The 17,006-nt window shown below is 74.7% G+C and carries 18 protein-coding genes; 12 read left to right on the top strand and 6 right to left on the bottom strand.

Going from position 1 to position 17,006, the window contains the following annotated elements; translation table 11 throughout:
• Window positions 1–27 precede the first annotated feature (27 nt).
• Window positions 28–657, top strand: a complete 630-nt coding sequence (locus tag ACFPBZ_RS00415; protein ID WP_378034011.1) for a 5-oxoprolinase subunit B family protein — start codon at window positions 28–30, stop codon at window positions 655–657.
• Complete coding sequence (locus tag ACFPBZ_RS00420; protein WP_378034012.1) at window positions 657–1,526, top strand: 5-oxoprolinase subunit C family protein; 870 nt, start codon at window positions 657–659, stop codon at window positions 1,524–1,526. The genes ACFPBZ_RS00415 and ACFPBZ_RS00420 overlap by 1 nt, the downstream gene beginning before the upstream one ends.
• Window positions 1,527–1,534: 8 nt before the next feature.
• Here the strand turns inward: ACFPBZ_RS00420 and ACFPBZ_RS00425 are convergent, their stop codons facing one another.
• The 4 genes from ACFPBZ_RS00425 to ACFPBZ_RS00440 all read right to left on the bottom strand — a co-directional run bounded on the left by ACFPBZ_RS00425 (window position 1,535) and on the right by ACFPBZ_RS00440 (window position 5,898).
• Entirely contained in the window at window positions 1,535–2,839 is a 1,305-nt protein-coding gene (locus tag ACFPBZ_RS00425) for a TRAP transporter large permease (protein ID WP_378034013.1), read from the bottom strand.
• On the bottom strand, window positions 2,839–3,477 hold the full coding sequence (locus ACFPBZ_RS00430) for a TRAP transporter small permease (RefSeq protein ID WP_378034014.1): 639 nt from the start codon (window positions 3,475–3,477) through the stop codon (window positions 2,839–2,841). The genes ACFPBZ_RS00425 and ACFPBZ_RS00430 overlap by 1 nt, the downstream gene beginning before the upstream one ends.
• An 11-nt stretch (window positions 3,478–3,488) precedes the next feature.
• The gene (locus tag ACFPBZ_RS00435) at window positions 3,489–4,508 is read right to left on the bottom strand and encodes a TRAP transporter substrate-binding protein (RefSeq protein WP_378034015.1); all 1,020 of its coding nucleotides are present in this window, start codon (window positions 4,506–4,508) and stop codon (window positions 3,489–3,491) included.
• Between the two features lie 145 nt (window positions 4,509–4,653).
• Complete coding sequence (locus tag ACFPBZ_RS00440; RefSeq protein WP_378034016.1) at window positions 4,654–5,898, bottom strand: NRAMP family divalent metal transporter; 1,245 nt, start codon at window positions 5,896–5,898, stop codon at window positions 4,654–4,656.
• 71 nt (window positions 5,899–5,969) lie between these two features.
• On the opposite strand from ACFPBZ_RS00440, the gene ACFPBZ_RS00445 reads away from it, so the two are divergent.
• Together ACFPBZ_RS00445 and ACFPBZ_RS00450 are read left to right on the top strand one after the other, a co-directional pair.
• Window positions 5,970–6,752, top strand: coding sequence for a putative hydro-lyase (locus ACFPBZ_RS00445; RefSeq protein WP_378034017.1), 783 nt, complete (start codon window positions 5,970–5,972; stop codon window positions 6,750–6,752).
• A 187-nt stretch (window positions 6,753–6,939) separates the two neighbouring features.
• On the top strand, window positions 6,940–8,250 hold the full coding sequence (locus ACFPBZ_RS00450; protein WP_378034018.1) for a multidrug effflux MFS transporter: 1,311 nt from the start codon (window positions 6,940–6,942) through the stop codon (window positions 8,248–8,250).
• Here ACFPBZ_RS00450 and ACFPBZ_RS00455 read toward each other — a convergent pair.
• Window positions 8,241–8,912, bottom strand: coding sequence for a TetR/AcrR family transcriptional regulator (locus tag ACFPBZ_RS00455; protein ID WP_378034019.1), 672 nt, complete (start codon window positions 8,910–8,912; stop codon window positions 8,241–8,243). The two genes, ACFPBZ_RS00450 and ACFPBZ_RS00455, sit on opposite strands and share 10 nt — an antisense overlap.
• Window positions 8,913–9,035: 123 nt before the next feature.
• Between ACFPBZ_RS00455 and ACFPBZ_RS00460 the strand changes: the two genes are divergently transcribed.
• The 8 genes from ACFPBZ_RS00460 (at window position 9,036) to ACFPBZ_RS00495 (ending at window position 16,020) form a co-directional block, all read left to right on the top strand.
• Window positions 9,036–9,809: an SDR family NAD(P)-dependent oxidoreductase gene (locus ACFPBZ_RS00460; protein WP_378034020.1), complete on the top strand. Its 774-nt coding sequence runs from the start codon at window positions 9,036–9,038 to the stop codon at window positions 9,807–9,809.
• An 87-nt stretch (window positions 9,810–9,896) separates the two neighbouring features.
• Window positions 9,897–10,688 (top strand): alpha/beta fold hydrolase, encoded by a 792-nt coding sequence (locus ACFPBZ_RS00465; RefSeq protein WP_378034021.1) that lies wholly within the window; start codon window positions 9,897–9,899, stop codon window positions 10,686–10,688.
• A gap of 68 nt (window positions 10,689–10,756) precedes the next feature.
• Window positions 10,757–11,440, top strand: a complete 684-nt coding sequence (locus tag ACFPBZ_RS00470; RefSeq protein ID WP_378034022.1) for a DUF998 domain-containing protein — start codon at window positions 10,757–10,759, stop codon at window positions 11,438–11,440.
• Window positions 11,437–12,225 carry an alpha/beta fold hydrolase gene (locus tag ACFPBZ_RS00475; protein ID WP_378034023.1) on the top strand — a complete coding sequence of 263 codons (789 nt, stop codon included), beginning with the start codon at window positions 11,437–11,439 and terminating at the stop codon, window positions 12,223–12,225. The genes ACFPBZ_RS00470 and ACFPBZ_RS00475 overlap by 4 nt, the downstream gene beginning before the upstream one ends.
• Window positions 12,226–12,256: 31 nt before the next feature.
• Entirely contained in the window at window positions 12,257–12,715 is a 459-nt protein-coding gene (locus tag ACFPBZ_RS00480; protein ID WP_378034024.1) for a nucleoside deaminase, read from the top strand.
• Window positions 12,712–13,650, top strand: coding sequence for an isopenicillin N synthase family dioxygenase (locus ACFPBZ_RS00485; RefSeq protein ID WP_378034025.1), 939 nt, complete (start codon window positions 12,712–12,714; stop codon window positions 13,648–13,650). Before ACFPBZ_RS00480 ends, ACFPBZ_RS00485 begins: the two co-directional genes overlap by 4 nt.
• Before the next feature lie 9 nt (window positions 13,651–13,659).
• A complete protein-coding gene (locus tag ACFPBZ_RS00490) occupies window positions 13,660–15,057 on the top strand; it encodes a purine-cytosine permease family protein (RefSeq protein WP_378034026.1) in 1,398 nt (465 codons plus the stop codon).
• A 111-nt stretch (window positions 15,058–15,168) separates the two neighbouring features.
• Entirely contained in the window at window positions 15,169–16,020 is an 852-nt protein-coding gene (locus ACFPBZ_RS00495) for an SMP-30/gluconolactonase/LRE family protein (RefSeq protein ID WP_378034027.1), read from the top strand.
• Here ACFPBZ_RS00495 and ACFPBZ_RS00500 read toward each other — a convergent pair.
• Window positions 16,008–16,952, bottom strand: a complete 945-nt coding sequence (locus ACFPBZ_RS00500; protein ID WP_378034028.1) for an NADP-dependent oxidoreductase — start codon at window positions 16,950–16,952, stop codon at window positions 16,008–16,010. The two genes, ACFPBZ_RS00495 and ACFPBZ_RS00500, sit on opposite strands and share 13 nt — an antisense overlap.
• Window positions 16,953–17,006 lie beyond the last annotated feature (54 nt).

The following is a 17,006-nucleotide window of genomic DNA, read 5'->3' on the forward strand; positions in this document are numbered from 1 at the left end:
ACAGGCCTCTTGTCGTATTGTTGAACAATGACCCGGACGATCCGGCCCTGCGGCGACCGTGGCCTGCTCGTCGAGGTCGACGACGTCGCCGCGGTCACCGCGCTGCACACCGCCCTGCGCGACGAGGTGGCCGCTGGCCGGCTCGCCGGGATCGTCGACCTGGTCCGCGGGGCCCGCACCGTGCTCGTGCGCCTGGCGCCGCGGGCCGACGTCCGGGCGACCGCGGGCATCGTCGAACGCCTCGAGGCCCGCGGGTCCGACGCGACGGTGGAGGGCGACGTCCTCGACCTCGCGGTGCGCTACGACGGGGAGGACCTCGACGACGTCGCGGCGCACACCGGGCTCTCGGTGCCCGAGGTGGTCTCAGCACATACCGGACAGATCTGGACCGTGGCCTTCGCCGGGTTCGCCCCGGGCTTCGGCTACCTCGTCGGGGAGGACGACCGCCTCGTCGTCCCCCGGCGGTCCGACTCCCGGGTCAGCGTCCCCGCCGGCTCCGTGGCCCTCGCCGCGGAGTTCAGCGGGGTCTACCCCCGCGCCTCCCCCGGCGGCTGGCAGCTGATCGGGCGCACCGACGAGCGCATGTGGGACCTCGACCGCGACCCGCCGGCGCTCCTGACCCCCGGGACCCGGGTCCGCTTCCACGAGGAGGGCTGATGTCGCTCGTCGTCGAGGCCACCGGGCCGCTCGCGACCGTGCAGGACGCGGGCCGTCCAGGGCTCAGCGATCTCGGCGTCGGCGCTTCCGGGGCCGCCGACCGTGGCGCCGCCCGGCTCGCGAACCGGCTCGTGGGCAACCCCGAGGACGCCGCCGTCCTCGAGGCGACCCTGGGGGGCCTGGCGCTGCGCGCCGACGTCCCGATGACGGTCGCCGCCACCGGCGCGCCCGGCGACCTGCTGGTCGACGACCGCCCGGTCGGGCACCACTGCCGGGTCCGGGTGCCGGCCGGGGCGGTCGTGCGCCTGGGCCAGCCGCCCGTCGGCGTCCGGACCTACCTGGCCGTCCGGGGCGGGATCGCGGTCGACCCGGTGCTCGGCAGCCGCTCGACCGACGTCCTGGCCGACCTCGGACCGGCCGCCCTGGCCGTCGGCGACGTGCTCCCGGTCGGGGAGGACGCCGTCGAGCTCCCCGCCACCGACCTCGCCCCCGTCGCCCCGCCGCCCGCGGGCGACGTGGTGGCCCGCGTCGTCCTCGGCCCGCGCCACGACTGGTTCACCCCCGAGGCCGTGCGCTCCCTGCTCTCCACGCGGTGGGCGGTGGGTGCCGACAGCAACCGGGTCGGGATGCGGCTCGAGGGCCCCGCGATGGAGCGGGCGGCCGACGTCACCGACGCCGAGCTCCCCAGCGAGGGCGTGGTGCGGGGCAGCCTGCAGATCGCCTCCTCGGGCCGGCCCACCCTCTTCCTCGCCGACCACCCGGTGACCGGGGGCTACCCGGTGGCCGCGGTGGTCCTGGACGCCGACACCGACGCACTCGCCCAGGTCCGGGTCGGCCAGCACCTCCGCTTCCGGGCGACCCGGGCCTGACCGGTCGCTCAGATCAGGAGCCCCGGCAGGAACGTCGCGAGCTCGGGCACGGCGATCAGCAGCCCCAGCAGCGCCGCCTCGATGAGGAGATAGGGGGCGACCCCCCGGAAGATCTCGGCCATGTCGAGCTCGGGCACCACCGACTTCATGGTGTAGAGGTTCAGCCCGACCGGTGGGGTGATCACGGCCATCTCCAGGTTGACCACGAGCAGCACGCCGAACCAGAGCGGGTCGTACCCGAGGTCGCTCACCGCCGGCTCGAGGATCGGCGTGACCACCAGCAGCAGCGACGCCGCGTCGACGAGGCACCCCAGCACCAGCAGCACGAGCATGATCGCGACCATCACCACCCACGGCGGCACGTCCAGTCCGACGACGAAGTCCGACACCGTGTCCGGGATCCGGGCGACGACGAGCATCTGCGTGAAGACGTACGCGGCGGCGACGATGGCGAGGATCGACGCCCCCACCGCGGCGGTCGAGGCGAGGACCGCCCGCAGCTCGGTCCAGCCGAGGGCCCGGTAGAGCACCGCCGTCATGACGAGCGCCGCGAGCGCGCCGACGGCGGCGGCCTCGGTCGGTGTCGCGAAGCCGGTGTAGATCGAGCCGAGCACGAGGACGACGAGCCCGAGGGCGGGGGCGACGGAGCCGAGGGCCCGCAGGCGCTGGCCCCAGCTGAAGGTCTCGGTGTCGCGGGGGGCCTCGGCCGGTCGCAGGCTCGCGCGCCCCACCACGTAGGCGATCATCATGGCGGAGAGCAGCAGGCCCGGGACGATGCCGCCCGCGAACAGCGCCGCGGTGCTCTCACCGGTGATCGACGAGTACAGGATGAACATCAGGCTCGGCGGGATCAGCATGGCCAGCGCCCCGGAGGCCGCCACCGACCCGCTGGCGAACGCCGGCCGGTACCCCCGCGACAGCATCTCGGGCACGGCCATCCGGCCGATCACCGCGACCGAGCTGATGCTGACCCCCGACATCGCCCCGAACACCGTCGACGAGGCGACCGCCGAGGCCCCCAGCCCTCCGGGCACGCGAGTGAACCACCGGTGCGCAGCGGCGAACAGGTCGCGGCCGAGCCCGCTGACCGCGAGCGCCTCCCCGAGCAGGATGTAGAGCGGCGCGGCGACGAGGGCGTACTCCTGCAGCTGCGCGTTCAGGGCGAGCGGCAGCAGCTCCACCCCGCGCCAGCCGTCCAGGACCAGCAGCCCGAGCACGCCCGAGAGGCCGAGCGCGACGAAGATCGGCGTCCGCAGACCGATGAGGACGACTAGGAGCGCGACGGCGAGCCCGACGACCAGTCCGTCCGCCATCAGCGTCCCGCTCCCTCGTCGTCGTGCCCCGCGCCGGTCACGAGAGTGTCGGTGGTGGTGCCGGTCCCGGTGCCGACGTCGGGATCGGTGGTGGGCCCGGCGCCGGGGAGCGCCGCCACGTCCGGAGCCCCGTCGGGTGGCGGGTGCGCCGGGAAGAGCAGGGCGGCGGCCACCAGCAGGGCGCCGGAGACCGCCAGCACGAGATCGGGGATCCACAGCGGGATGCTGAACGTGCCGGCGCCGGTCAGCCCGAGCGTGATGCCCAGGACTGCCGACCGCGCCGCCGTGACCGCGATGGCCAGGCCGAGCAGCGCCGTCGCGGCGCCGGTGACCAGGTCGGCCACACGGCGGGCGCGGGGCGACATCCCGCGGTGGATCAGGTCGAGGGCGATGTGGCCGCCCGTGGCGTACAGGTGCGGGACGGCGAGGACCGTCGCGCCGAGCACCGCGGCCGTGTTGAGCGGGTAGGCCCAGTCGGTCGGGGCGGCGAAGAGGTACCGGGCCAGCGCATCGTAGGTGATGGTCAGGACCATGGCGGCGACGACGAGAGCGGCCAGCGCGGCCGCGGCCCGCGTCGTCGCGAGCACCGCGCGCCGCGCCGCGGCGAGGGGCCCGCTCGCGGTGTCCGGTCGGCTCATCTCCGCCTCCCTCACGCGGTCCGGACGATCTCGGCCATCCGGCCGGTCACGGCCGGCTTCCCCAGGGCGGCCTCCCACCGGGCCCGGACGGGCTCGGTGGCCGCGCGCAGGGCCGCGAGCTCGGCCGGCGTCGGGTCCACGATCTCGACCCCGCCCGCCACGACCTGCGGGAGGTAGTCGTCCTGGTGGACCGCGACCATCGTCGCGGTGCCCTCGCGGTAGAGCGCCCGGCCGCCCGCGTCGAGGGCGGCGCGGGTGCGCGGGTCGAGCGCGGCGTACCAGCTCGCCCGGCAGTAGGCGTCGAAGGTGTAGGAGCCGATGTGGCAGCGGGTGCCGTAGCGCAGGATCGACTGCAGGTCGCGGGAGACCACGGTGCCCAGGTAGCTGAGCATCCCGTCGATGGTGCCGCGCTGGAGCGCCTCGAACACCTCGGCGGACCCCATGGAGACCGGTGCGCCGCCGAGCGCCTTCACCGTCTCGCCCTCGATCTCGCCCGCCACGCGCATCCGCAGCCCCGCCACGTCCTCGGGCCGCCGGATCGGCCGGTCGACGGTCCAGAGGTACTCGTAGGTCAACGGCATGCCGCCGAGCAGCCGGACGTCCTTCTCCGCGAGCTCGTCGTTCACCAGCGCGACCAGCGGCCCGTCGGGGTCGAACACGCGTCGGTGGCGGGCGTAGTCCTCGGTGCCGAACGGGAGCTCCATGGCCCCGAGTGCGGGGAAGCTCGAGGACACGTAGGAGCTGGTCTGGAACACGAGGTCGGCGGCGCCCACGAGCAGACCGGGCAGCAGCTGCTCGGCCCCGAGGAGCGTGCCGCCGTCGTAGAGGTCGAACGACGGGCCGCCCGCCCGGGTCACCGCGTCCAGCGTCGCCTCCACGCCCGGGTAGAGGTCGTCGTAGGACTTCGGGATGTAGGTGGCGGCGCGGACGGGGCCGTCGGCCGGGGAGCGCCAGCCCGTCGGGGCGCCGCACCCGGCGAGGACGCCGACGGCGCCGAGGCCGGCGACCGCGAGGAAGCTCCGTCTGCGCATGCGTCCCGCTCCCTCCGCCGCGATCGCCACGTCCCGGGCGACCGGGGTGGATCGCGGGCAGTGTGGCCCACCGGGGCCGTCCACGGGAGGGGTCGGGCGTACCGGACATCAGGGCCGGGACCGGACGGGCGAGGAGGGCCCGGCGTCAGCGGAAGATCGTCGGGAGCTGGGAGAGGGACAGCACGCCGGCCACGACGGTGAACAGCCACGCGGCCACCCCGATCCCGAGGAACCACGCAGGGCTCCGGTAGCCGCCGAGCAGGTCGCGGCGCCGCCACGCGACCCAGAGCATGATGCCGAGCCCGAACGGCAGGATCAGGCCGTTAAACGCCCCCGCGAACACGAGCAGGGCCGCCGGGGTCTGCCCGAGCAGCAGGTACAGGATCGTCGAGACGGCGATGAAGACGCTGACCGACAGGTTGAACCGCTTCGCGACGAACGGCGAGAGGGTCTTCAGGAACGTCCCGGAGGTGAACGACGCCCCGATGGTGCTGGTCATCCCCGCGGTCCAGAAGACGAGCCCGAACAGGGCGAGCCCGACGGGACCGGCCGCGAAGGCGAACGCCGACCCCACGGGGTCGCTCTTCGACAGCGCCGCCCCGGCGGTGACCGCACCGAGGATGCCCAGGAACAGCGCCACCCGGATCACGAGCGTGACCAGGATGCCGTTCACCGAGCCCCGGGTAATCGTCCGCAGGTTCTCGCGCCCGGTGGTGCCCGCCTCGAGGAAGCGGTGCGCGCCGGCGTAGGTGATGTAGCCGCCGACGGTGCCGCCGACGAGAGTGAGGATCGGCAGGAAGTCCAGCCCGATCGGCGCCACGGTGCGCAGCGCCGCCTCGCCGACCGGCGGAGAGGTGATCACCGCGAGGTAGACGATCAGCCCGATCTTGATCGCGCCGAGCACCAGGACGGCCCGGTCGAGGGTCCCGTCGAGCGCCTTGTACGTGAAGATCAGGATGCAGAGGACGGCGCTGAGGCTCGCGCCGATCCGCGGGTCGAGCCCGACGAGGTTCTTCAGCCCCGCCCCGGTGGCGCTGATGTTGCCGATGCAGAACACCACGCCGCCGACGACGATCAGCCCGGCCAGCACGTAGCCCGACCCGGGGATCACCTTGTTCGCGAGGTCCTGGGCGCGCAGGCCCGACACCCCGATCACCCGCCAGACGTTGAGCTGCACCGCGATGTCGATGAGCACGCTCGCGACGATCGCCGCGGCGAACGAGGCGCCGTACTGGGCGGTGAACGTGCCGGTCTGGGAGATGAAGCCGGGGCCGGCCGCGGACATGGCCATGAGGAACATGGCGCCGACCACGGCGAGGGTGCGCTTCGGGTTCAGGACCGGGGCGTCGGTCGTGGCGGTGGTGTCGTCGCCGTCGGGGGGCGTGGCCATCGCGGCCTCCTCTGGGTACGGTTCGCTCAACATAAGGATCGTTGAACAATCCGTCAATGCTGGAGGCCGTCGTGACCAGTCCCGGGAGCCACACCCCGCACGAGGCCCGCGCCCTGTTCCGCGGCGGCCTGCGCACCCCGACCGCGGGGTGGTGCACCGGCCGGACCCAGGCCAACCTCATCGCCGTCCCGCGCGACTACGCCTACCACGTGCTGCTGTTCGCCCAGCGCAACCCGAAGTCCTGCCCGGTCCTCGACGTCACCGAGCCCGGCGCCACCGCCACCCCGATGTTCGACGGCGACCTGCGCACCGACCTGCCCGCCTACCGCGTCTACGTCGACGGGGAGGCCGCCGGCGAGGTCGACGACGTCCGGGCCGCGTGGCGCGACGACCTCGTCGCCTTCCTCATCGGCTGCTCGTTCACCTTCGAGGACGCGCTGCTCGCGGCCGGCGTGCCGATCCGCCACGTCGAGCTGGGGCGCAACGTCCCCATGTACCGGACGACGATCCCCTGTCGCGACGCCGGCCCGCTCGGCGGACCCCTCGTCGTCTCGATGCGCCCCGTCGCGCCCGACCTCGTCGCCACCGCCGTGCGGGTCACGTCCCGCTACCCCGCCGTCCACGGCGCTCCCGTGCACGTCGGCGACCCGGCCGCCCTCGGCATCACCGACCTCGACCGCCCCGACTTCGGCGACCCGGTCGACCTCCGCCCCGGCGAGGTGCCGGTGTTCTGGGCCTGCGGCGTCACCCCGCAGGCCGCCGTCATGGCGAGCCGCCCGCCGCTCGCGATCTGTCACGCCCCGGGCCACATGGCCATCACCGACGCCCGCGACACCGACCTCGTCGTGCCGTAGGACCCTGCTCGACCGTGAACCGGGGGACGGCCGCCTCGCCGGCAACCGTGTCCTGCCGGTGGCAGCCCTCGATGGCCGGGGTCACATCCCGGGTCTTCCGGAACACCCGGCGCCATGTCGGCCTTGTCCCCCCGGACCCTCGGAGCAGCGGGCCCGCTGTTCGCTCGCCCCACTCCGGAAGGCCATCGTGACCTCGTCCTCCCGTCTCGATCGCAGGTCGCGCACCGCGGCCGCCCCGAACCCCGCCGACGCGGAGGGCATGGCGCCACCGAGCCGACTGCGGATCGCGCTGGTCCTCGGAGCGCTCATCGCCCTCGGGCCGCTGACGATCGACATGTACCTCCCGGCGCTGCCGACGATCACCGCCGAGCTGGAGACCACGCAGGCCGCGGTGCAGCTGACGCTCACCGGCACGCTGATCGGCCTGGCCGCGGGCCAGCTGCTCCTCGGCCCGCTCTCCGACGCCTTCGGGCGCCGCCGGCCCCTGCTGATCGGGACCGCGCTGCACGTGCTGGCGTCGATCGCCATCGTCGTCGCCCCGAACGTGCCGGTCCTCGGCGTCCTGCGGGTGCTGCAGGGCCTCGGCGCGGCGGCCGGCGCGGTCATCGCGCTCGCCGTCGTGCGCGACCTGTTCACCGGCCGACCCGCGGCGACGCTGCTCTCGCGGCTCTTCCTCGTCATGGGCGTGGCCCCCGTCCTCGCCCCGACCCTCGGCGGGGAGCTGCTGCGCATCACGTCGTGGCGCGGGGTGTTCGTCGTGCTCGCGCTCTACGGGGCGGTGCTGGTGCCGATCGTGTGGCGCTCCCTGCCCGAGACGCTGCCGCCGTCGCGGCGCAGCCGGCCCGGGGTGCGGACGACCCTGAGCACGTACAAGGGGCTGCTGCACGACCGGGCCTTCGTCGGGCTGGTCCTCGTCGCCGGGCTCGCGATGGCCGGGCTGTTCAGCTACGTCTCCGGTGCGACCTTCGTCTACCAGGACCAGTACGGGCTCGACGAGCAGCAGTTCGGCATCCTCTTCGGCGCCGGCGCGGTCTTCCTCATCGCCGCCACGCAGCTCAACGCCCTGCTGCTGCGCCGCTTCGAGCCGCGGCGGATCCTCGTCGCCGCCATCGGCGCGGGCACCGTGGCCGCGTTCGTCCTGCTCGCCCTGGCGCTGGTCGGCACCGGACTCGTGGGCGTCGTCATCCCGATGTGCGCGGTGCTGTTCGCGTGCGGCCTGGCCCTGCCCAACGCCCCCGCCCTCGCGCTCTCGCGCCACGGACGGAACGCCGGGACGGCCGCCGCGCTCCTCGGTGCCGTGCAGTTCGGGGTCGGGGCGCTCGTCTCGCCGCTGGTCGGCCTGCTGGGCAACGACGCCGTCGCCCTCGGCCTGTCGGTGTCCGGCGCCCTCGTGCTGGCCTGCATCGTCCTCGCCGCGGTCGTCCGCCCGTGGAGCCTCGGCGACGTCGACGCCCCCGACCCCGCCGACGCAACCGCGCCGGCCGCGGGTCAGGCCTGACCCGTGCCCGAGTCGGTGCCCACCGCGTACCGGGCGACGATCGTCGCCGCGGCCTCGTCGACGGCCCGGGCGACGTCGGCGGGCTCCGGGTCCCAGTCGAGCAGCAGCATGCGGGGCCAGAACACGTAGTTGGCGATCATCCCGAGGAACTGGGTGGCGACGAGGTCGGCGTCGTCGAACCGCAGGGTCCCGGCCCCGTGCTCGGTGAGCAGGTACTCGCGAACCGAGAGGAAGAACGGCAGCTTCCCGAGGTCGAAGTGGGTGCGACCGAGCTCGGGGAAGCGGGGTAGCTCGGCGATGACGATGCGGAACAGGTCCGCCATGTCGGGCCGGGTCAGCAGGGCGGCGTAGCGGGAGCCGATGGCGCGCAGGCCCGCCGTCGGAGCCCCCACCGCCGGCGGCGGACCGTCGTCGCCGGCGGCCCACGAGGTCGTGACCATCGCGCTGAACAGCTCGGCCTTCGTCGGGAACTGCTTGAACAGGGTCGCGCGCGACACCCCGGCCTCGGCGGCGACCTTGGCCAGCGACGTGCCGTCGTAGCCCAGGTCGAGGAACAGCCGGCGCGCGGCCGTCACCAGCGCCTCGCGGTTCCTCGCGGCCAGGTCGCGGTGGTAGCGCGCCGCGCCGCCGGAGGCGGACGGCGCGGATTCGTCGGCGCTCATCCCCACATCCTGCCCTCCGCGCCGTCCCGAGGCGAGCCGCTTGACTCACCTCGTTCCGCCTGGTTCTCTCCTGGCCCTGAGGTGAGTGGATCGGCTCACCTCGATGACGAGGAGATGGTCGACGTGGGACGGTTCGACGGACAGGTCGTGCTCGTGACGGGAGCGACGGGCGGCATGGGCGCGAGTCACGTCCGCGCTCTCCACGAGGAGGGCGCCGCCGTGGTGGTCGCGGCCCGCGACGAGATGCAGGGTCGGGCGCTCGCTGCGGGGCTCGGGGAACGGGCGCTGTTCACGCCGCTCGAGGTCACCGACGAGCGGCAGTGGGCCGCGGCGGCAGGGGCCGCGGAGGAGCGGTTCGGTCCGGTATCGGTCCTGGTCAACAACGCCGGGATCCAGCACGCCCCGACCCTGATCGAGGGCGCCGACCCGGCGCTGTGGGAGCGGACGTTCGCGGTCAACGTCACGGGAGCGGCACTCGGGATCCGTGCCGTCGCGCCGGGCATGCGGAACCGAGGGGGCGGCGTGGTGGTGAACGTCGGCTCCGTGATGGCGCACGGCGGCACCCCGTTCTTCGGGCCCTACGTCGCGAGCAAGTGGGCGCTGCGCGGCCTGACGCGGACGGCCGCGCTCGAGCTGGCCCGCGACGGTGTCCGCGTGAACGCGATCCACCCCGGAGTCGTCGAGACGCCGCTGATCACGGCGCCGGGCGGCGACGGGGCGGCGCCGATCATCGACTCGTACTCGCCGGCTCCGTTCGCCGTCCCGCGTCTGGCGCAGCCGGAGGAGGTGTCCCGCCTCCTGCTCTTCCTCGCCTCGCCCGACGCCGCCTTCGCCACCGGCGCCGAGTTCGTGCTCGACGGCGGCCTGTCGCTCGGCCCGGCCCTGGCCACCGTCTAGGTCGCTCGACGCACCCGCCTACCTGGACTTCCCGGGCCACCTCTGATACTTGTGTGCTACCCAGCAAGCAAGTGAGAGGTGGTCCCCGTGCCCCGAACTCCGCTCGTCCTCGTCCACGGCAATCCCGAGTCCGCGGCCGTCTGGGGGTCGCTCATCGGGGAGCTCGACCGGGCCGACGCGGTCGTCCTGTCCCCGCCCGGATTCGGCGTCCCGGCGCCCCGCGGCTTCGACTCGTCGGCCACGGCGTACCGGGAGTGGCTGGCGTCCCAGCTCGAGCTGTTCCGCGCTCCGGTCGACCTGGTCGGCCACGACTGGGGCGGCATCCACGTCGCGGCGCTGGCCATGAGCCGTCCGGACCTCGTCCGCAGCTGGGCCTCCGACGCCCTCGGCGTGTTCGCGCCCGACTACGCCTGGCACCCGCGGGCCCAGGTGTGGCAGCAGGAGGGCCCGGGGGAGGCCTCGGTGCAGCAGTTGTGGGGCGGCGACCTGCAGCAGCGCCTCGCGGTGTCGGCGGCCCTCGGGATGACCGGGCGCATGGCGGAGCGGGTCGCGGCGGGGATGGACCCCGAGATGGGGCGCAGCGTCCTGAAGCTGCTGCGGTCGGCACGGCAGCCGGCGATGGCCGAGGCGGGACGGCTCCTCCCGGACGCCGCACGACGTCCGGGGCTCGCTCTCATCGCCCTGGACGACGCCGAGGCGGCCAGCGGGACGGTGGTGCAGCACGAGTGGGCGGCGCGCGAGGCGGGCGCGTCGATCGTGCACCTGGAGGGCGTGGGCCACTGGTGGCCGGAGGAGACGCCGGCGCCGGTCGCCGAGGCCCTCACGGCATTCTGGGCCGAGCTGCCGGAGCCGGACCGGGCTGCGGCCGCCGTCTCCTGAGGCGCCGTCACCCATCCGTGGCGGGGGGTCTATAGGTTCACCGGGTGCGGAGCGCTGTGGCCCGGACCGTGACGACCGCGGACCGGGCGATCGGGACGGCCACGGTGGTGGCCGGGGTCGTCTACTCGGCGTTCCTCGTGACTCCGCTGCTGGGGACGCGGCTCGACCCGGCCCGCTCCTACGTCAGCGAGCTCGCCGCGCTCGACCAGCCGCACAACACGGTCTTCCGCGTCGTCGACGCGGTCGTCGGGCTCGTCGTGGTGATCGCGGCCGTGCACGTGGCGCGCGGCGCCCGGGTCGCCGCGGTGCGCTGGGCCGGCGTCGCGCTCGGCCTCTTCGGCGTGGCCACGCTGCTCGACGTCGCGGCGCCGATGACCTGCGCGCCCTCGGCCGACGCGGTGTGCGCCGCGGCCGAGGCGTCGCGGTCGGTGCTCGCGTTCGGGGTCCACGAGGTGTCGAGCTTCGTCTCGAACGCGGCCGCGATCGTCGCGGTGGTGCTGCTGGCCGTGGCCCGGTCGCGCGGGCGGAGCGCCCACCAGCCGGCGTCGCCGTTCGAGGGCGCCCTGCTGGTGGGGCTCCCGCTGGTCGTCCTGCCGGGGCTGCTCGTGGTGCTCGAGGAGACCGTGGGGCTGGGGCTCGACCCGGTCGTCGGGTACGTCCAGCGGGTGCAGGTCCTGGCCCTGTCCGGCGTCCTGATCGCTATCGGGCTGGTGGTGCTGCGCGGGTCGCGGTGGGTGCGGGCTCCCCGGTGAGGGCCCGCACGGTCGTCGTCGTCCCGGGGCTGGGCTCGACGCCCGGGGAGTGGGACGCGGTCGTCGAGGCGCTGCCGGCCGACGTCGCGGTCGTCGTGGTCGACCCCGCCGACGCCCCGCCGCTGCGGAGCCGGGAGGACTGGACGCCGGAGGCCGTCGCCGCCCGGCTCGCCGCGCGGGTGGCCGCGGCGGAGCGGCCGCTGCTGCTCGTCGGGCACTCGTCGGGCGGGCTCCACGTGCAGTCCCTCCTCTACACCGACCCGGGATGCGCGGGCGCGGTGCTCGTCGACGCCTCCCACGAGCAGTCGGTCCGCCTCGCGCCCGCCCCCCTGAGCGACCTCGGGCGGGCGGTGGCCGAGCTGGTCCTCGCCACCGGGGTCACCACCCTGGTCGGTCCGTGGCTGCGCGTCCTCGGGGTCCGGGCGACCTCGGTGCGCCGGCGCGACCGCATGGGCCCCGCCGCGGTCCGGGCGGTCTACGCCTCGCGGGCCTGGGCGACCACCACGCTCGACGCCTGGTTCGGGCACGGGCCGCTGCAGGCCGGGGTCCTGGCCTGGCACCGCGAGCGCGGGGCGCCCGGGGTGCCGGTGCGGCTGCTGGTCGGGTCGGCCGGCTCGGGGCGTGGCCGGGACCGGTGGATCGCGGTGCAGCGGGACCTCGCGGACCGGCTCGGGGCGCCCGACCCGGTGCTGCTCGACGACGCCGGGCACCTGATCACCCTCGACCGCCCCGACGCCGTCGCGGACGCGATCGCGCGACTCCTCGACGAGGGCGCCCACACTTAACCGTCGCGTCACCTCCCGCAGGATGCGACGTATGACGCTGCACCCCGTGCCCCAGGAGATGCTCGCGGTCGCCCTCGCGCAGGCCCGCACCGGCTACGAGACGGGCGGAGTGCCGGTCGGCGCCGCGCTGTTCGGTCCGGACGGCGAGCTCCTCGGCGCCGGGCACAACCGGCGCGTCCAGGACGGCGACCCCGCCACCCACGGCGAGACGGCCGCCTTCCGCGCCGCGGGCCGCCGCCCCGACTACGCCGGCACCACCATGGTCACCACGCTCTCGCCCTGCTTCTTCTGCGCCGGGCTGATCCGCCAGTTCCGCATCCCGGCGCTCGTCGTCGGGGAGGCCCGCACGTTCGGCGGGCAGCACGCCTGGCTCGAGGAGCACGGCGTGCGCGTCACCCTCCTCGACGACCCGGAGTGCGCCGACCTCATGTCCCGCTTCGCCGCCGAGCAGCCCGAGACGTGGCTCGAGGACATCGGGGGGCCGGAGTGAGCATCCCGCTGGTCGACATCGCCGACGGGACCACGGAGATCGTCGGGAAGGCTCTCGACGAGGCCCTGCGGACGTCGGGCTTCCTCCTGGTCACGGGCCACGGCGTTCCCGACGAGGAGCGGCGCGCGGCCCGGGCGGCCGCGCGCGAGTTCTTCGCCCTGCCCGCCGAGGTGAAGCAGCGCCACGCGGTGGCGGTCGGTGGCCACGGCTACCTCGGGCCGGGCGCGGAGGCCAACGCGGCGGCGGAGGGCGTGGCGGGGCCGCCGGACCTCAAGGAGTCGTGGACCGTCGGTGCCGACGTGCCCTCGGGTGACCCCGCGGTCGACGCGGTCTGGTTCGCCCCCAACGCCTGGCCCTCGGAGGTGCCGGCGCTGCAGGCCACCCTCGAGCGGCACATGGGCCGCATGCGCGCGCTCGCCGACCGGCTGCTCGAGATCGGGGCCGTGGGGCTGGACCTGCCCACCGACCACTTCACCCGGCACACGGGCCACCCGAGCTACACGCTCAACGTCAACCGCTACCCGCCGCTGACCGAGACCGGGCCACCGACCGAGGGCCAGTTCCGCATCGGGGCCCACACCGACTTCGGGACGTTCACGGTGCTCGACCGAGAACCGGGCGCGGGCGGTCTGCAGGTCGACATGGGCGGCACCTGGGTCGACGCGCCGTACGTCGAGGGCGCCTTCACGATCAACGTCGGGGACCTGCTGGCCCGCTGGACCGGGGAACGCTGGCGCTCCACCCGCCACCGGGTGCTGCCACCGCAGGCCTCGGCGCCCGACGAGGACCTCGTCAGCCTCGTCTTCTTCTACGAGCTGGACCCCGACACCGTCGTCGAGTCCCTCGGTCCCCCGCTGGGGCGCACCGCCGCGCCTCCGGTCCGGGCGGCCGACTACCTCGCCGACAAGCTCGCGGCCATCACCGTCTCGCCGTAGGGGGACCCCATGTCCGTCATCGAGGAACCAGCCGACGTCGTCGTCCGCGACGGTGTCTACGGCGACAAGGTCGTCGCGGTCGAACCCGGCGGCGCCGAGTTCATCCCGCTCGCCGAACGCCACGGGCGGCCCCGTCAGCTGTTCTGGACGTGGTGCTCGCCCAACCTCGAGTTCGCGACGATCTTCGTCGGCGTCCTCGCGGTGGGCGCGTTCTCGCTGGGGTTCTGGGGCGCGTTCCTCGGCATCCTCGTCGGGACCGCGCTCGGGTCGCTGACCCACGGCCTGCTCTCCGCGCGGGGCCCGGCCGCCGGCGTACCGATGATGGTGCTCTCCCGGCTGGGCTTCGGCTTCGTCGGGAACGCCCTGCCCGCCGGGCTGAACGCGGTGGTCGGGGGCATCGGCTGGTTCGCGGTGAACAGCGTCTCGGGGGCGCTCGCGCTCTCGACGCTCACCGGGATGCCGGGCTGGGTGGCGCTGCTGATCGTGGCCGCGGTGCAGATCGGGGTGGCCCTGCTCGGGCACAACCTGATCCACGGGTTCGAGAAGGTCGTGCTGCCGGTGCTCGCGGTGGTCTTCGCGATCACCTCGGTGGTGATCCTGACGCAGGTCGACACCACGTTCACGCCCACCGGCGGCCAGCCGGCGGGGACGGTCGCGGGCTTCCTGCTCACCGTCGGCGCGACCTTCGGCTACGCGGCCGGATGGAACCCCTACGCCACCGACTACACCCGCTACCTGCCCGCCGACTCCAGCCCGCGGGCCGTCGGCTGGGCCGCCGGGCTCGGGGTGTTCGTCCCGTGCGTGATCCTCGAGACCGTCGGCGCCGCGTCGGCCACCATCGGCGGGATCGGCGGCGGCGCGCTCGACGACCCCACCGGCGTGTTCACCTCGAACCTCCCCGGCTGGCTCGCCGCCCTGACGCTGCTGTGCATCGCGATCGGCGCCGTGGCCGCGAACGCGATCAACATCTACTCGGGCTCGATGTCGTTCGTCGCGCTCGGCATCCGGCTGCCGCTGACGCTGCGGCGGGCGCTCGCCGTCGGGGTCTTCGGGGTGCTCGGCTTCGTCGTGGCGCTGTTCGGGCTCGCCGACGCCGGCCACGCCTACGAGGGCTTCCTGCTGATCATCGCCTACTGGATCGGGCCGTGGCTGGCCGTCGTGTTCGTCGACCGGTGGCTGCGCCGGGGGTCGGGCGAGGCGCTGCTGTTCGACACCTCGCACCGCAACGTCGCCGGGCCGGTGGCGATGCTGTCCGGGATCGTCGTCTCGATCGTGCTGTTCGCGAACCAGACGTCCTTCACCGGGCTCGTCGCGCAGGCGGTGCCGACGGTCGGGGACATCGCCTTCGAGGTGGGGTTCGTGGTGTCGGGGCTCGTCTACTTCGCGCTGCGGCGCCGGTCGGCCTGACCTCGCGACGCAAGATCGTCGGAACGAGGAGGGCCCGGACGCTCGGCGTCCGGATCCTCCTCGGGCCGACGATCATGCTCTGCCGACCCGGCACGACCTAGGGTGCCGGGCGTGCCGACCGTTCTGCGTGCCACCGCCCTGACCGACCCGATCCTCGGCCACGGCGAGGGCCCGGTCTGGCACGACGGCGGGTTCCGCTGCGTCGACATGCTCGCCGGCGACGTCGTCACCCTCGCCGGCGACGGGTCGGTGCGCCGCGACCACGTCGGGGACGTCGCCGCGGCGTTCCGGCCGCGCGTCGGGGGCGGCTGGGTGGTCGCGACCGAGCGGGAGTTCGTGCTCCTGGACGCGTCGATGCAGGTCGAATGGTCCAGCGGGGCCCTGTGGAGCGACCCCGACATCCGGTTCAACGAGGGCGGCGCCGACCCGGACGGCGCCTTCCTCTGCGGCTCCATGGCCTACGACGAGCGGTCCGGGGTCGGGACGCTGTACCGGCTGCGCCCCGACCGGACCGTCGAGGTCGTCGAGGAGGGGCTGACGATCCCCAACGGCCTGGCGTTCGCCGACGACGGGACCGCCCTGCACGTCGACACCCCCACCCACCGGATCGACCGGATCACGCTCGCGGGCGGCCGCACCGCCGGGCGCCGGCCGGTGGTGACGATCGAGGACGGCGTCGGGCACCCCGACGGCCTCACTCCCGACGCCGCGGGCGGGTTCTGGGTGGCGCTGTTCACCGGCGGGGCCGTCCGGCACTACACCGCCGACGGGGTCCTCGACGCCGTGGTCGAGGTGCCGGCCTCGCAGACGACGGCCTGCGCGCTCGGGGGCACCCGCCTCTACGTCACCACCTCGTCCCGCGACATCGATCCCGACGACGAGCCGCTCGCCGGAGCGGTGTTCGTCGCCGAGGTCTCCGACGTCTCGCCGCCGGGACTCCCGGTGCGCCCCTACGCCGGCTGAGCGGCCTCCGGCACCACGACCACCCGGCCGCGCAGCGTTCCCGCGTCGGCCTCGGCGTGGACGCCCGCCAACTCGGCCAGCGGCACGCGCCGGGCCACGTCGACGTGCAGCTCGCCCCGGTCGACCAGCGCCACCAGGTGCGCCAGCTGCTCGGCGTCGCTGCGGACGAACACGCCCACCGCGCGCACGCCGCGCGCCTCGTCGGCGGGTGCCGGCGTCTGCACCACGGTGTTCACGACGACGCCGCCGTCGCGCACGAGGCCGACGAGTGCGCCCAGGTCGGCCGGAGCGAGGTTGAGCAGGACGTCGACCGGCTCGTCGACGGCCGACGCGACGTCGCCGGCGGTGTGGTCGACGACCTCGTCGGCGCCCGCCGCCGTCAGGCCGTCCCGGCTGCGGGGACTGCCGGTGGCGATCACGTGCGCGCCGGCGTGCTTCGCGAGCTGCACGGCGTACCCGCCGACCGACCCGCCCGCGCCGTTGATCAGCACGCGCTGCCCGGCCGTCAGCTTCGCCTCGTCGACCAGGGCCTGCCAGGCGGTGAGACCCACCATCGGCAGTGCGGCGGCGTCGGCGAGCGCGACGTCCGCGGGCGCCCGCGTCAGGACCTCGGCGGGCGTGACGACGTACTCCGCGGCCGCGCCGTCGGCCACCATCGACAGGAACCCGACGACCGCCTCGCCGACCTCGAGGCCGTCCACGCCCTCGCCCAGGGCGTCGACCGTCCCGGCGACCTCGATGCCCGGGACGTGCGGCAGCGTCACCGGGAAGGGGCCCTGCAGGTAGCCCCCGCGGATGCCGTCGTCGACGGGGTTGAACGTCGTGCCCGCGACGCGGACCCGCACCTCGCCCGGACCCGGGACGGGCTGCTCCACGTCCTCGTACCGGAGCACCTCGGGGCCGCCGTACTCGTGGAACCGCACTGCCTTCACGTCGCGTCCTCCAGCGTCTCGTCTGCTTCGAACTCGAAGCGCCCGTGACGCTAG

It is taken from the genome of Actinomycetospora atypica, assembly GCF_042653685.1.
Classification (GTDB): Bacteria; Actinomycetota; Actinomycetes; order Mycobacteriales; family Pseudonocardiaceae; genus Actinomycetospora; species Actinomycetospora atypica.

Excerpts from the sequence above, each read along its gene's own strand:
- ACFPBZ_RS00415 (WP_378034011.1), top strand. The coding sequence starts at position 28 with ATGACCCGGACGATCCGGCCCTGCGGCGACCGTGGCCTGCTCGTCGAG.
- ACFPBZ_RS00430 (WP_378034014.1), bottom strand. The coding sequence starts at position 3,477 with ATGAGCCGACCGGACACCGCGAGCGGGCCCCTCGCCGCGGCGCGGCGC.
- ACFPBZ_RS00455 (WP_378034019.1), bottom strand. The coding sequence starts at position 8,912 with ATGAGCGCCGACGAATCCGCGCCGTCCGCCTCCGGCGGCGCGGCGCGC.
- ACFPBZ_RS00435 (WP_378034015.1), bottom strand. The coding sequence starts at position 4,508 with ATGCGCAGACGGAGCTTCCTCGCGGTCGCCGGCCTCGGCGCCGTCGGC.
- ACFPBZ_RS00490 (WP_378034026.1), top strand. The coding sequence starts at position 13,660 with ATGTCCGTCATCGAGGAACCAGCCGACGTCGTCGTCCGCGACGGTGTC.
- ACFPBZ_RS00420 (WP_378034012.1), top strand. The coding sequence starts at position 657 with ATGTCGCTCGTCGTCGAGGCCACCGGGCCGCTCGCGACCGTGCAGGAC.
- ACFPBZ_RS00440 (WP_378034016.1), bottom strand. The coding sequence starts at position 5,898 with ATGGCCACGCCCCCCGACGGCGACGACACCACCGCCACGACCGACGCC.
- ACFPBZ_RS00480 (WP_378034024.1), top strand. The coding sequence starts at position 12,257 with ATGACGCTGCACCCCGTGCCCCAGGAGATGCTCGCGGTCGCCCTCGCG.
- ACFPBZ_RS00425 (WP_378034013.1), bottom strand. The coding sequence starts at position 2,839 with ATGGCGGACGGACTGGTCGTCGGGCTCGCCGTCGCGCTCCTAGTCGTC.